General features: G+C 57.9%; 12 protein-coding genes. All 12 read right to left on the bottom strand.

The genetic code is table 11. The features are described 5' to 3' along the window. Positions 1–161: 161 nt before the first annotated feature. Positions 162–1,091: a LysR substrate-binding domain-containing protein gene (locus VSR82_RS14705; RefSeq protein WP_498857821.1), complete on the bottom strand. Its 930-nt coding sequence runs from the start codon at positions 1,089–1,091 to the stop codon at positions 162–164. 86 nt (positions 1,092–1,177) lie between these two features. Beyond that, positions 1,178–1,597 carry a cupin domain-containing protein gene (locus VSR82_RS14710; protein WP_498857822.1) on the bottom strand — a complete coding sequence of 140 codons (420 nt, stop codon included), beginning with the start codon at positions 1,595–1,597 and terminating at the stop codon, positions 1,178–1,180. A 113-nt stretch (positions 1,598–1,710) separates the two neighbouring features. Next, the gene (locus VSR82_RS14715; protein WP_498857823.1) at positions 1,711–2,742 is read right to left on the bottom strand and encodes a GlxA family transcriptional regulator; all 1,032 of its coding nucleotides are present in this window, start codon (positions 2,740–2,742) and stop codon (positions 1,711–1,713) included. 82 nt (positions 2,743–2,824) lie between these two features. Then, positions 2,825–3,826: a LysR substrate-binding domain-containing protein gene (locus VSR82_RS14720; protein WP_498857824.1), complete on the bottom strand. Its 1,002-nt coding sequence runs from the start codon at positions 3,824–3,826 to the stop codon at positions 2,825–2,827. Positions 3,827–4,035: 209 nt separating this feature from the next. Beyond that, entirely contained in the window at positions 4,036–4,806 is a 771-nt protein-coding gene (locus VSR82_RS14725; RefSeq protein ID WP_498857825.1) for a pyrroline-5-carboxylate reductase, read from the bottom strand. A gap of 101 nt (positions 4,807–4,907) precedes the next feature. Further along, a complete protein-coding gene (locus tag VSR82_RS14730) occupies positions 4,908–6,401 on the bottom strand; it encodes an aldehyde dehydrogenase (protein WP_498857826.1) in 1,494 nt (497 codons plus the stop codon). A 17-nt stretch (positions 6,402–6,418) separates the two neighbouring features. Next, positions 6,419–7,750, bottom strand: coding sequence for an NAD(P)/FAD-dependent oxidoreductase (locus VSR82_RS14735; RefSeq protein ID WP_498857827.1), 1,332 nt, complete (start codon positions 7,748–7,750; stop codon positions 6,419–6,421). Between the two features lie 5 nt (positions 7,751–7,755). Beyond that, complete coding sequence (locus VSR82_RS14740) at positions 7,756–8,643, bottom strand: dihydrodipicolinate synthase family protein (protein WP_498857828.1); 888 nt, start codon at positions 8,641–8,643, stop codon at positions 7,756–7,758. A 72-nt stretch (positions 8,644–8,715) separates the two neighbouring features. Then, positions 8,716–10,011 (bottom strand): serine hydroxymethyltransferase, encoded by a 1,296-nt coding sequence (glyA, locus tag VSR82_RS14745; RefSeq protein WP_498857829.1) that lies wholly within the window; start codon positions 10,009–10,011, stop codon positions 8,716–8,718. 136 nt (positions 10,012–10,147) lie between these two features. Then, positions 10,148–11,023 carry a glycine betaine ABC transporter substrate-binding protein gene (locus VSR82_RS14750; RefSeq protein ID WP_498857830.1) on the bottom strand — a complete coding sequence of 292 codons (876 nt, stop codon included), beginning with the start codon at positions 11,021–11,023 and terminating at the stop codon, positions 10,148–10,150. Between the two features lie 159 nt (positions 11,024–11,182). Then, on the bottom strand, positions 11,183–12,064 hold the full coding sequence (locus VSR82_RS14755) for an ABC transporter permease (protein WP_498857831.1): 882 nt from the start codon (positions 12,062–12,064) through the stop codon (positions 11,183–11,185). Beyond that, entirely contained in the window at positions 12,061–13,350 is a 1,290-nt protein-coding gene (locus tag VSR82_RS14760; protein ID WP_498857832.1) for a quaternary amine ABC transporter ATP-binding protein, read from the bottom strand. The genes VSR82_RS14755 and VSR82_RS14760 overlap by 4 nt, the downstream gene beginning before the upstream one ends. Positions 13,351–13,690 lie beyond the last annotated feature (340 nt).

Raw genomic sequence — 13,690 nt, forward strand, 5'->3', positions numbered from 1 at the left:
CTCCAATGTTCAGGGGTTTCGGGACTTCGATTGTTCCCGCTGACCTCAGTATTGGATTGCCGAGAAATAGCGTCAATGCGCTTTATTTTCGGTCGGGCATTACTTTAAGTTATGCGAAAGCCCAGACCGGATTGGACCGTGTCATCGGGCGTCGGAGCGCTTCAGGCGTCGCCAGAGTCCTGCCGAAGCCAGTCGATGAGACCCTCAATTGCCGGGGCGATGGTGCGTCCGTGCGGCACTATGACGTAATACGAATCGCTCACTTTGAGCGACTCGACTGGCAGACGGACGAGTTCGCCAGCCTCGATAAGGTCGTGGACCAGTCTCCCCCAGCCAAGGGCGATGCCCTGGCCATAGCGTGCAGCTTCGATTGCATCCGTGTAAAGACTGCAACGCAAGGCGAAGTTCAGCCGCACTGGCCGGAAGCCCAAAGCCTGAAACCACTCTTCCCATCCCATCCAGCCTTCAGAAGTCGAATCCGATTCTATGAGAGCGGCGTTGGCGACCTCCTGCAGCGATTCCGGCATGGCTCTCGTTTCCACCCACCGCGGCGAACAGACGGGAAAGACTTCCTCGTCAAAAAGCAGGGTTGCCGAGCCATCGCCCCAGCGCCCGTTTCCAAACCTAACGGCGACATCAATCTCCTTGGGTCGAAGGTCAGCCGTAAACATCTGCGTCGAGATGCGCAGCTGGAGATTCGGTTGAGCCTCCTTAAGGGACGCCAGCCGGGGCATGATGCGAAAATGCGAGAAGGCGGACGTTGCCGCAAGCACCAGTTCCTGCTGGACCGGCCCGCTGGATAGCCGGTCGAAAACGCCGGCAATTTTCTGCATCGAGTCAGCGACAACCAGATACAGTGCTTCACCTTCCTGAGTCAGTTCGATTGAACGATGCAGGCGATTGAAGAGCCGGGTCCCAAGCGTTTCCTCCAGAAATTTGACCTGGCGACTAACGGCAGCCTGGGTCACTCCGAGCTCATCAGCAGCCAGAGTAAAGCTGCTGTGGCGCGCGACGGCTTCGAATTCGACGAGGGCGGTCACCGAAGGGATGAGCCGCCGGTATCCTTTCGTCCTCGCAGTTGCCGGTTTCATCTCGCCCCTCCAGTCAAACTGGGCTGATGGTAATTGTGTATTGTTGCCGATGGCGATGACGGGCTGTCTGACATGTTCTCCCTGCGTCAGACATAGGTGTCTTGTGATTGCGAGACTATCGTCGACCCGGTATGAGCCACGACCAAAACGGTGCAACCTTCTCTCGACGATGTACTGTGCCGCGACCCCGCTGGATACGATACCGCCTGTCCCGGAAGAAAATCCGTACCGTCATCATCAGTAAACACGCCCTCTAGAATCAGAATCAGCTCTGTCGAGTCATGCTGATGGTCAAACGAGCGAGCACCTGGTCGTAAACGCATCCAGTAGCTGCTCCACGCACCGTTCTCATCTTCCGCGACTGGAATCCAGAAAAATCCGGGGAGTACTGCTTCTTCAATCTTCATCGGCTGCCAGTCACGTTCGTCAATCGAATACCACCGACGACCATCTTTGACCTGCAATCCAAAGAGAGCCATTTCATCGCGCATACGCTTGGTTGTCATCTTCTTTAACGTCCGATGTCTGAACAAAATTAAGAATCCTGTTGCTCGGGCCTCAATCGTTCGGTTCCTGCAGCGTCCGCGCCGCTTTAGGCCAAAGCGCAAGCTACGTCCGGCTAATCGACCGACGCTGGTATTTGACTTTGCGGGCGCGCCACGCGATAAGCGTTTGGCGACTCGCCAAACTTCTTTCTGAACTCGCGACCGAGGTGTGAAGCGTCAGAAAAGCCGCACGAGAAGGCAATATCAGCAACCGTGCGGTCCGAACTGGTAAGCAACCATGAAGCCATTCGTATCCGAATCTGTCGTGCATACGCGTGGGGCGATTTGCCCGTCTCTGCGGTAAAGAGACGTTCAAGCTGCCTGACCGACATCTCAACACGCCCCGCGAGGTCGGCCATGCAAAGTGGCTGCCCGATATGCTGCTCCATCAGCAGGATTGCGCGCCTTAGCTTGGGATGCGTTGCCGGCTCGAGCCCCGGTGTGTATGGCTGAGGGGCGTTTCCCTTTTGTGCATCATCGACAAGCATGATACGCAGTGCCTTCTGTACGACTGTCGCCTCGATATGTCGGAGCAAAATGGCTGCTGCAACATCAATTGAGGCGCGGCCGCCCGAGCACGTAATGCGACGTCGGTCGATGACAAAGAGTCGGTCAGCAACAAGATTGCGTTCGTCCACGCCCGGGAAGCGCTCGACGAAGTCCCAATAGTGAAACCAGCTCACACACATGCGATATCCGTCCATGACATCGGCTCGCATCAAGGCAAACACCCCGGTGCATATTCCGACCAGTGTGGCTGATGTTGCCGCTGCCTCATGAATGAACTGAATCGTGGCTTTGCTTGCCGGCGGTCCCGAGTGCAACAATCCACCAACGACCACGACATAGTCGAAGGAACCTGCCTCGTCAAAGGTCGTCCACGGCGTTACCTGAATTCCACAGCTTGCCCTGACTGGAACGAGCGATTCCCCGACAATGGTCCACGAACAGCGAACGTGTCTGCTCATGTCGCCTTCATCGCTTGCCAGCCTGAGTACGTCCACGAAACCAGAAAATGCGGTTAGCGTGAAGTTGGGCAACAGGACGATTCCAAAGCGCAGTGGCCGCGTGGCATTGGCTTTGGGGCTGACTGGGTCATTAAACATGAACTGCCTGCATGAATGCTTGCTGAGCCGGCCTGGACCATCGTGGAGGACGTTTGCGCTTACCGGACCGACGTCAGCGCCCTTATTTCGTCGTTTCGGCTTCGACGCCTCGCCAACCGCCCATCATTGCGCCAACTTCCTCCACGAGCCATTCGCGGAACTGAAGATATTCAGGGCGGAGCTTTGCGTTCTTGTGCGTTATGAGGTAATGGTGCCGGTCGTTAAATTCGAGCGCGTTTTGTACCGGACGAACCAGAACTCCTTGCTCGACCTGACGGTGGACAAGGTGATGCCAGCCAAGCAGAGTGCCCTCGCCAGCTTCAGCTTGCGAAACAAGAAGCCGATAATCGTTGCTTTCCAGATGTTCGTTCTCGACCTGTCTGTCCGAACCATCACCTTCTTCGAACCAGTTTCGCCACACCGACCAGTCAACATGCTCGCAAATCTGGGCCCGTCCCAGCAACGAAAGATTTAGCGTGGGGTGCGATAGAAGGTCCAGCGGTTTCACGTACCTGCCGTGAAAATGACGTTCGTAAAACGTCTGGCTGCAGACCGGATAGACCACATCATGAAAGAGTGGCTCAGTGTCGTACTCCGGTTCGCGCGGCGGATTCTTGGTGATGATGATGTCGGGTTCCATGAGCTCGTCGAGCTCCATGAAATGCTCCGTCACCATCACGTGCAATCGGATGTCTGGAAAGCGCTTGCGGAACAAGGGCAGCCTGAACGACAGCCATAACGCCGAGAACGTGTGCGAAACGCAAATGGTCAGCGCACGCTTGTCGGTCCGGCGTACCGCCTGTGCCGCCTCAGCGATGTTCATGATTGACAGATAGGACGCGTTGTACAGGATGCGCCCCGCGTCAGTGAGTGCGATGTGCCTTCCGGTCCGTTCAAACAGAGCGACTTCCAGCGAGTCCTCAAGCTCCTTGATTTGTCTGCTGATTGCCGCCTGCGTAACACAAAGCACGTCTGCGGCCTGCGTGAAGCTTTCGTATCGAGCGGCCGTGACGAAGCATTTGAGCGCCCGTAACGACGGCATCTGACTGAGCAATCGGTCGGCAAACACCTGTTTCTTTTGCATGGCTCTCACCTGTGAAGCGGAAACGCCCGGGCGGCGTAAAACCGCCCCGTCAACGTTGCGCACTGCGCTGTGACAGTGCGTCGACCTCGCGCCCGAGCCGAATAGCTCTCGCGCAAAAAATAGTTTGAGAGCCTTCGGGCTAGCTGACAAGGGCAGGCAGCAAAGGCACCCACCATCCGCCCCTTTATATTACGCTTCGTGGCCGCTTCCTACGCGTGGCCCCGGATCCGTCTCAGCACCCCATCAAGTGCCTCCTCGTACAGGTCGTACGCCCCTCGTCGGGAGAGCTCGGAGTGCAGCTGCTCATTGATGCCACCAGGTGTCATGCTTTGCGTGACCAGCGCTGAAAACGGCTGTTCCGTCCGGACAGCGTCATGGGCGAGTCCAAGGCAGCAGCCGGACAGGAACGCTCGTGCCGCGGCGTACCCAACGCCTTGTTGCACGAGCCACGCGGCCTGAGTCTCGAGCACGGCATAGAAACTAGCCATCGTCGCCGTCACGGCCGACAGCGCGTCGAACTTGCGTTCGTCGTCCACTTCCACGGCTTGACCCAGAGCCGAAAAGATGGACTTCGCGATGTCATCGGAGGGACAGATTGCAGTACTTCCCTTACCTTCAGCGACCGCCGGTAACGGAACCGCACGTGCGACCCCACCCGCCGCGGGTATGAGCCGACGGAGCTCGGCGAGAGAGACGCCCGCAATGAAACTTACAACATGGTGACGCGTGTCGAATTCGAGTTCTCCCAGGACTTCCACAGCTATTTGCGGAACAACGGCAAGGCAAACGACGTCCGAAGCCTCCAATACCTCCTGGTTACTTACGCACACATGAATCCGCTCGTCCCGCGCCGCGAGGCCCGCCGCCATAACCGGATTTCGGGGCGATAGTGATATCCGGTCGAACGAGACGCCAAACCTGCATAAGCCCGTCACGACCGCCTTCGTGATGGTCCCCGTTCCGATGAATCCAAGTCGCATGAGACCTCATCTGGGTTTGAAATGAAGCAGCTTCGAACAAGACCATGGCAGCCGGGCCTGGCAGGCCCGGCTGTCAATCGCGTCCAGGAGTCATGCAGGATTTAATCGAGCTTCAGCCAGGTGGTCTTCAGCTCACAATACTGGTCGTGCGCATAAACGGACTTGTCACGCCCGCCGAAGCCGGATTGCTTGAAGCCGCCGAATGGCGTCGACAGGTCGCCTTCACCAAAGCAGTTCACCGTCACAGTACCCGCGCGGATGCGAGCGGCAATCTTGTGCGCGTTATTGACGTTATCGGTCCACAGCGACGCAGCCAGTCCGTAGCACGTATCGTTGGCAATCCGCACCGCCTCGTCGACATCAGCGTACGCGATGAAGCAGACGACCGGACCAAAGACTTCTTCGCGAGCGATGCTCATCTCCGGTGTGACATTATCGAAGATGGTCGGCTCGATAAACCATCCGCCTGACTCAGTGCGCGTGGCCTTGCCGCCACAAACCAGGCGTGCCCCTTCCGACTTCGCCTTCTCAATGTGGGCAAGCACTTTTTCATAGTGCTTCTCTTCAATCAGGGAACCGAGCTTCACGTCGGGGTCAAGCGGGTCGCCCGTCTTCCATCCTTCGAGAACGGCCTGAACCTTTTCGAGCAACTGCGACTTCGTGGCAGATGGAGCGAGAATGCGTGAGCCCGCGCTGCAGTTCTCGCCCATGTTCCAGAACGCGGCGGCCACCGCCTGCTCGGCAACAGCGTCGAGATTCGCGACGTCGGGAAGCACGACCTGCGGGTTCTTGCCACCGCATTCCAGCACGACCCGCTTCAGGTTCGTGTCTGCGGAATAGTGAAGGAATCGCTTCCCCGTTTCCGTAGAACCTGTAAACGCAACGAGGTCGACGTCAGCATGTCGGCCCAATGCCTGGCCTGCGCTTTCGCCGAAACCAGTGACGACGCTAAAGACGCCCGCGGGCACACCGGCTTGCAGAGCCAGGTCCGCGATGCGCAAGGTGGATAGCGACGTCTGCTCCGCGGGCTTCACGATGACGCTGTTGCCGACAGAAAGCGCCGGACCGATTTTCCACGCGAGCATCAGCGCCGGAAAATTCCATGGCAACACTGCGCCCACGACACCAATCGGTTCACGCGTAATCATGCTGACAACGCTCGCGCCCGACGGCGACAGCGCGTCGTATCGCTTGTCGGTGACTTCCGCGTGCCAGCGGATACATGCCGCCGACTCGGGAATGTCCAGTCCCAGGCACTCGCTGATTGGCTTGCCGGCCTCGAGCGCCTCAAGGAGCGCCAGCTCTTCGGTGTTTTCCTCAATCAGTTGCGCCAGCCGCAGGAGCACTGCTTTTCGCTGGGCAGGTGCCGCCTTTGACCACACTCCGGACTCAAACGCATCTCTCGCCGCCGCAACTGCCCGGTCAATATCTTTCGATTCACACTTCGCAATATCGATTAGTACTTTTCCCGTTGACGGGTTCAAGGTCTGGAATGTCTCGTTCGATGCCGCCGGGCATCGCTGCCCGGCGATAAACGCCCGTCCGTCCAGCGACAACGTTTCGGCTTTCTGCTTCCATTCCTGATAGGTCGTCATGTCCTGTCCTCAAAGATTTAAAGCTCGGCACCCGCCGAAAATTCCTTCATCCAGATAGCCGCAGTGACAGCGACGTCGGCAATGGGACGAACCGGCAGTGAGCGCGGATGCGGCTGATTCAAAAGCTGGTGAATGAGGTCGTTGTTGTGACCCAGTGCGTACTCTGCGATGAGCTTCCCGGACGCAGAACCCCGGCTCAGACCCAGACCATTGCACCCGACGGCTTCAAAAACACCATCGCCACAGCGCCCGAACAGTGCCCCGTTGTTGACAGTTAGACACAGAGGGCCGCCCCAGGTGTACTCAAGCTCAACGCCTTTCAACATCGGAAAGCGCCGGTCGAACGACCGCTGATGCATGCTCCTGGCCTTCGCGAGGTCGCCTTCTGACAATTCAAGACTGGGTCGAAACGCGAAATGGTTGCGAACGCAGATGCGGTCAGTAATCAGGCGCCGCACGGTCGAGCCCATCGGATCGGCCGGAATCAGTGCCCACGAGCGCGTGCCGCCCAGCCGCCGTACTTCGTCCGGCGTCATCACACGAGTCATCGACGCAAATGTGTACACAGGCAACAGGCCGTTCGGATGCCCGCCGAATTTTGCGGCGTAGGCATTGGTGCAGCGAATCACACGCTTCGCCACGAGCTTCCCGGCGGCGAAGCTCAAGACTTTGTTCGCCCCCTGGTCCTCGATTCCCTTCACTGCGCTGAGCTCGAAGACCTTCACGTTCCCCGGCAGAGTCGCAGCAAGACCACGCATCAGGGCCGCGGGCTGGACCGTGCTGCATCCTGGCGTAAGGAGCGCCCCGTGGTAAAACCCCGTTCCTGTTACCGTCGCGATAGCAGCTTCATCCAGCCATTTGAATTCTTCATCGATGCGAGCAAGTCCCTCGGCAAAGTGCGCCAGTGCTGCTTGACCCTTCCTGTTCACCGAAGCATGGTACTTGCCGTCATCACGCCAGTCGCAGTCAATGCCGTGTTGTTTCACCGTCGACCGTACGTAGTCGATACCGTGGCGCTGCAGTCGAATATCCGCCTTGTCCGCCTCAACGCTTCGCGAGTAGCTCTCACTGCTAATGTCGTGCGGTAAATCGACGAAGAACCCGGAATTTCGTCCGGCTGTGGTGCGCCCAATACGGTCAGCCTCGACCAGTGCTATCGAGGCCTCGGGTGCAAGTTCAGCCAGGCGCCGGGCAGCACATAGCCCCGTGATTCCACCGCCGATAATCACCCAGTCGAATCGCTTTTCAGACGAGACGGTATCAGCGGGGCGAGGCGGCGGCAGACTTTCCCACCACCCGTTCACCCCATCTGGAGCCGGGAAGCGCACGAATTCCAGGTTCGAGGCCATGAACGTTACTTCGCGTTGCGCAACATAGGTTGAACCAGCCTGGAAAACGCGCTGCGCTCGTCTTCCGTGAGCGTACCGAGGGGCGCCCGGGCGACACCAACAGGCGTACCTGCCAGCTCACATCCGTATCGAACGTATTGTATAAATTTCCCGCTGCGTTCCAGCAGTTCGAGCACGGGCAGCAGTTGCGCCATCAGCTTGCGGCCGGATTCGAAGTCATGCCGCTTCACGCAGGCGTCGAAAAGCTCAGTGTGAGCTTCCGGCAGGAAGTTGGAAGCACCGCCGACCCAGCTCTTTGCGCCCCAAACGAAAAACTCGAGCGCCTGGTCGTCCATTCCGCAACTCAGCACCAGCCTGTCGCTGAAGTGCGTGGCAAGGTGATGCAGATGCGAGATATCGCCGGTGCTCTCCTTCATCGCGACGAAGTTTGGCCGCTCGAGCAGCTTTTCCAGCACGGTATCGCTGATTTCCGTCCCGGTGCGCGCCGGAAAGTTGTAGAGCATGACGGGCATGTCGAGACTGTCGTCCACCTTCAGCATGTGGCTCAGCAACTCTTCCTGCGTCGGCTGGGCGTAATACGGTGTAGCAAGCAACAATGCAGGTAGCCCGGCGCGCTTCGCCTCCTGACCGAGGCGGATGACCTCATTCGTCGTAGTCGCGTTGATGCCGGCCGTGAGGTACGTCTTGCCGCCGGCGGCTTCGGCTACTGCGTTGAACGTCCGGACACGCTCATCGAAACTGAGCGCATAGTATTCGCCCGTGGTCCCTCCGACTCCCAGACCCGCCACACGGCCCGCCAGATTGGCAGCATGCTTCCCGAGCAAATCATAATCAATCTCGCCGTCTGCCTTGAACGGCGTGACCAGTGGTGTATGTACTCCCTCGAAGCTCATCTTGATTCTCTCTTCAAATAAAGGATGACAACTTGTTTCGACGACTTGTCGAAGTCTTCGCGCTCTTGTGGGTTAAACAAGAGCGTCCGCATGTGAGTAAATCGGGAACTGGTTGCAGAGGTCTCGCACGCGGCCGCGCACAGCACGCTCGACCCGTTCGTCGCCGTCGGGCGCTTGTTCGAGCGCGGCCAAAACCTCCAGAATCATGTGTCCAATCTGTTCGAACTGCTCGGTTCCAAAGCCGCGCGTGGTACCTGCAGGCGTGCCGAGCCGGATTCCCGAAGTGACGGTCGGATTCTCCGTGTCGAATGGGATACCGTTTTTGTTGCAGGTGATACCTGCACGCTCAAGCGCCTTTTCAGCTTGCGTGCCGGTCAACTTCTTTGAGCGCAAATCGACCAGCAGCAAGTGGTTGTCTGTCCCGCCCGTCACCAGACTCAGGTCGCCTGACCTCAAGACGTTGCCGAGCGCCCGCGCGTTACGCAGCACCCGGTCGATATACGCCGTGAACTCCGGACGAAGCGCCTCACCAAATGCCACCGCCTTGCCTGCGATGACGTGCATGAGCGGACCACCCTGTAGCCCAGGGAAGACGGCGGAATTGATTTTTTTGGCAATGTCGCCTTTGTTCGTGAGGATAAACCCGCCTCGCGGACCGCGAAGCGTCTTGTGGGTGGTCGACGTCACCACATCCGCAAACCGAATCGGATTCTCGTGCCGGCCGGCTGCAACGATGCCCGCAATGTGCGCCATATCGACCATCAACAGCGCGCCAACGCTATCGGCAATCTCGCGGAACGCTGCGAAATCCAAAGCACGCGGATAGGCTGAATAGCCGGCGATGATGAGCTTCGGACGGTGCTCTTCCGCGAGCCGGCGGACCTGCTCGTAATCGATGCGATACGTGTCCGGACTCACGCCGTACTGGACGGCGTTGAACCACTTGCCGGAAAGCGCAGGGCGGGCTCCATGCGTCAGGTGGCCGCCCGCATCGAGCGACATGCCCATCACCGTATCGCCCGGCTTTACGAGCGCCAGCATCACAGCACCGTTCGCCTGTGCGCCCGAATGAGGCTGCACGTTGGCGTATTCTGCTTCGAACAGGGCTTTGACGCGGTCAATGGCGAGCGCTTCGACCCTGTCCACGTGCTCGCAGCCGCCGTAATAGCGCTTCGACGGGTATCCCTCGGCGTACTTGTTAGTCAGCACGGTACCCTGCGCTTCCATCACCGCTGCCGAGACGATGTTTTCGGACGCAATCAGCTCAATCTGCGTCTGCTGCCGACGCAACTCCAACGCAATCTCTGATGCGATAACCGGGTCGCGGCTCTGGAGGGTTTCAGCAAAAAAGCGAGAGTTCTCGTTCACGTAGTCACTCCGGATGAAATCGTTTAAAGCAAGTCTTGCTAGAACAACTGTTGCCGTAATTCAGCGCTCTAATTTCCCGTCGGGTAAGGAGTAATGCCCAACTCGCCGAGAACAGGTTGGGCTTCACTCGTCTGGACTACTGCTGCAGCCAGGCCGTCACCTTGTCGGGATGTGCATCGACGAATTTTTTCGCCGCGGCTGCATAGTCGTTCGTGGAATTGCCTTCGTACTCGATTGATTCGACGTCAGCGAGCGTCAGCTTGAAATGCTTGAAGAAGACATCCGCACGGGGAAATTCGCTCGCAAATTTTTTGGACGCGAAGGCGTGGACCTGCTCCTCACCACCCAATGTTCCCTTCGGGTCCTTGAGGTAACGCATCTGCCACTTCTGGAAAAGCCAGTGGGGACTCCATACGGTGGCAACAACCCATTGCTTCGACTGATAGGCTCGCGAAACGCCAGCGAGCATGCCGGCCTCACTCGATGACTGCAGGTTGTAGCCGTTGAGGTCGTAATCCTTGATTGTCTTTTCGGATGCCTGCATCAGGCCACCGCCGGGCTCGATACCGTCAATGGTCCCATTCAGCCTGGCTTTGACGTCCGGCTTGTTGAGGTCGGAAATTGACGACAGTTCTGACGCGGGAATGTACGCTGGCACGGCCCAGCCGTTTTTGCCTCCCGTGTAGATAATGCCGACGTCATCCAGGTCGTTCTTGTACTTCGCGTAGTAAGCCGCGTGGGTAACCGGCAGCCAGCCGCCCACCATGATGTCGAGGTCGCCGCGCGCAACACCTTGATACTGAATGCCGATGTCGGCCTGCACAAATTTGACCGGCTGCTGCAGCTTGGTCTCGAGCACGTATTTGGCCACGTTGGCAACGGCCAGGACGTCTGCCCAGTTTGTTACTGCCATCTTGATAGGTTCGGCCGCGACGGCAGACCCAGCGCCGATGGCAACGACCGTCGTTATCGCTACTTTCGCAATAAGCGCCTTGAGCAGATTAGTTTTCATCTAGCACTCCTACGTGAACATAAAATCATTGAGAAATTGATGGGGTCGGCCAAGTGACGACCCGGTACCCAACATCATTACTGCCTTTGCTGATTGCACGGCGCCTGCTGTGCAATCAGCACTAGTAAAAGGTTATCTGCGTGGTCGCTTTTAAATCCGTCAGGTGCGAGCTGCGGCGCCTGTGCCAGCCTTTGCGGTTCGAACGCCGCGTTTTGCCTTCTTCGCCTTCATGCCGAAGCTTTCGGTCAGGCGGTCGAGCACGATGGCAAGCAATACGACTCCGAGGCCACCTTCGAAGCCGATCCCGATGTCGAGCCGTTGAATACCGCTCAACACATACTCACCCAGGCCACCGGCGCCAATCATCGATGCGATGACGACCATCGAAAGCGCCATCATGATGGTCTGGTTCACGCCGGCCATGATGGACGGCAGCGCGTTCGGCAACTGGATTTTCCAGAGAAGTTGCATGTCCGTGCTGCCAAAAGAGCGCCCTGCCTCCAGCAACTCTTCCCGCACCTGCCGGATACCCAGCGTGGTGAGACGCACGACGGGCGGCATGGCAAAAACGACGGTGGCAATCACGGCCGGAACCCGGCCCAATCCGAACAGGATGACGGCCGGAATCAGATACACAAAGGCAGGCATCGTCTGCATGAAATCCAGCAGCGAGCGCAAAACGACTTCCACGTGCTTGTTCCTTGCCCCCCAGATGCCCAGTGGTACACCCACGACGAGACTAAAGAATGTTGCGGCAATGACGAGCGCGAGCGTGGAGACGGTTTGCGTCCACAGTCCCATGTAATGGATGGCCGAGAGTGCAACGCCCACGAAGACCGCAAACACGATGCCACGCCGCCATAAGGCAAAAGCCACGAAGATGACGAGCATGGCGACAAATGGGATGGTACCTAGCCCGTCCTCCAACAGCTTGACCACTGCGCCTAGCGCCGCAGAGAATCCGTCGAAGCCGCCGCGGAAATGCTGAAAGAGAAAATTGACGGCGTCTTCCGCAAACTTGCCGATGAGTGACGAATTCATGCTGCCCTCCGTTCCATAACCTGCTTCAGTATCGTCCGACAGGACACCACGCCTGCGAGCTTTCCGGCCGTATCAGTGACGGGTACGTCGTGTTCCTGACTCAATGCGATGGACGCGAGCTCGTGCAAGTCCGCATCGAGTGAAACCGCATTCACATCGCGGAGCAGCGCGTCCCGTACCGGACGCGTACCCGCCTTGTGAAGTGATGCTGGGGTGACACAACCCTGATATCGACCTGCGTCGTCGCATACATAGCCGCATTCAACGCCGCTATCAATAAGCTGATTGAGGTAACGCTCAGCGGATGTGCCGATGTCGCAAGACAGCAGCCTTTGGTCGACCCCCGTCATGAGAGTCGAAGCCTTGAGAAAGCGGGAGACGTCGACATTGCGGAAGAAGTCCCGTACGTACGCGTCTACAGGCGATTGGATAAGCTCGGAAGGTGTGCCGACCTGAATCAGGCAGCCGTCCTTCATGATGCCAATCCGACCTCCAATCTTGATGGCTTCTTCGATGTCGTGCGAGATGAAGACGATGGTCCGTTGCTCTTCCTTCTGCAGTCGCAGAAGTTCGCTCTGCATTTCGAATCGAATCAGCGGGTCTAGTGCCGAGAACGCCTCGTCCATCAGAAGCACCGACGGGTTCACCGCAAGTGCGCGTGCAAGGCCGACGCGCTGCTGCATGCCGCCGGACAATTCGCTGGGAAGCAGCTTTTCGTACGAGCCCAGACCGACTCCGGTCAGCGCGGCGCGCGCGATTTCGTACCGTTCTGCCTTCTTCAGACCGGCAACCTCGAGACCGTAGGCAATGTTGTCGAGCACCGTGCGGTTTGGCAGAAGCGCGAACGACTGGAACACCATCGCCATCTTCCTGCGGCGAACTTCGCGCAGTTCCGATGTGGACATGGGGGCGATGTCGCGGCCTTCGAGAACAACCTGGCCGGACGTGGGTTCAATCAGGCGGTTGAGCAGTCGAACCAGCGTCGATTTACCGGAACCTGAGAGGCCCATGACGACGAATATCTCGCCCGCCTTGACGGTGAGACTGACGTTATTGACTGCAACCATGTTGCCGGTCTTTTCGAAAATTTCGTTCCGACCGACACCTTGCTTAACGAGTTCAGCGGCACGCTCTGGCTTCGGTCCGAAGATTTTCGACAGGTTCCTGACCGAAAGAATATCGGTCCCGGAGACTGCGATTGATTTCGCAGGGGCGGAGGTGTCTTCCGCGTTGATTGCGCCGGGATGGACTACGCCTCCTGGTGCGAACGTCAGGTTTTGGGCCATTCTGTCATCTCAACTGGCAGGTTCAAAAAATTGAAGCGCGTGACGTATTGACCTTTGCAGGGCCGTCACTTGCGTTGTCTCACTCCTTTTAGCCGCCCCCGAGCCAGTTTCATCGCAGAAGTGCGAATGCATGAGCCGAAAGCAAACATGGCAAGGCTATCCAATCGAACGAAACGCCATTCTTTGCGCATAGCACAGAATAACCATGCGCGGACGTCGAGTTCAGCGGTGCCTAATGCATGTATTGGAGAGTAACAATTCAAATTGCACTGCCCAGCTACATTTTCTGGGTACTTTTCGATACTTTTGGTAATGAGGCACTTTTCTGTAGATTTTGCGG

It is taken from the genome of Burkholderia sp. JPY481 (genome assembly GCF_038900515.1).
In the GTDB taxonomy this organism is placed as follows: Bacteria; Pseudomonadota; Gammaproteobacteria; order Burkholderiales; family Burkholderiaceae; genus Paraburkholderia; species Paraburkholderia youngii.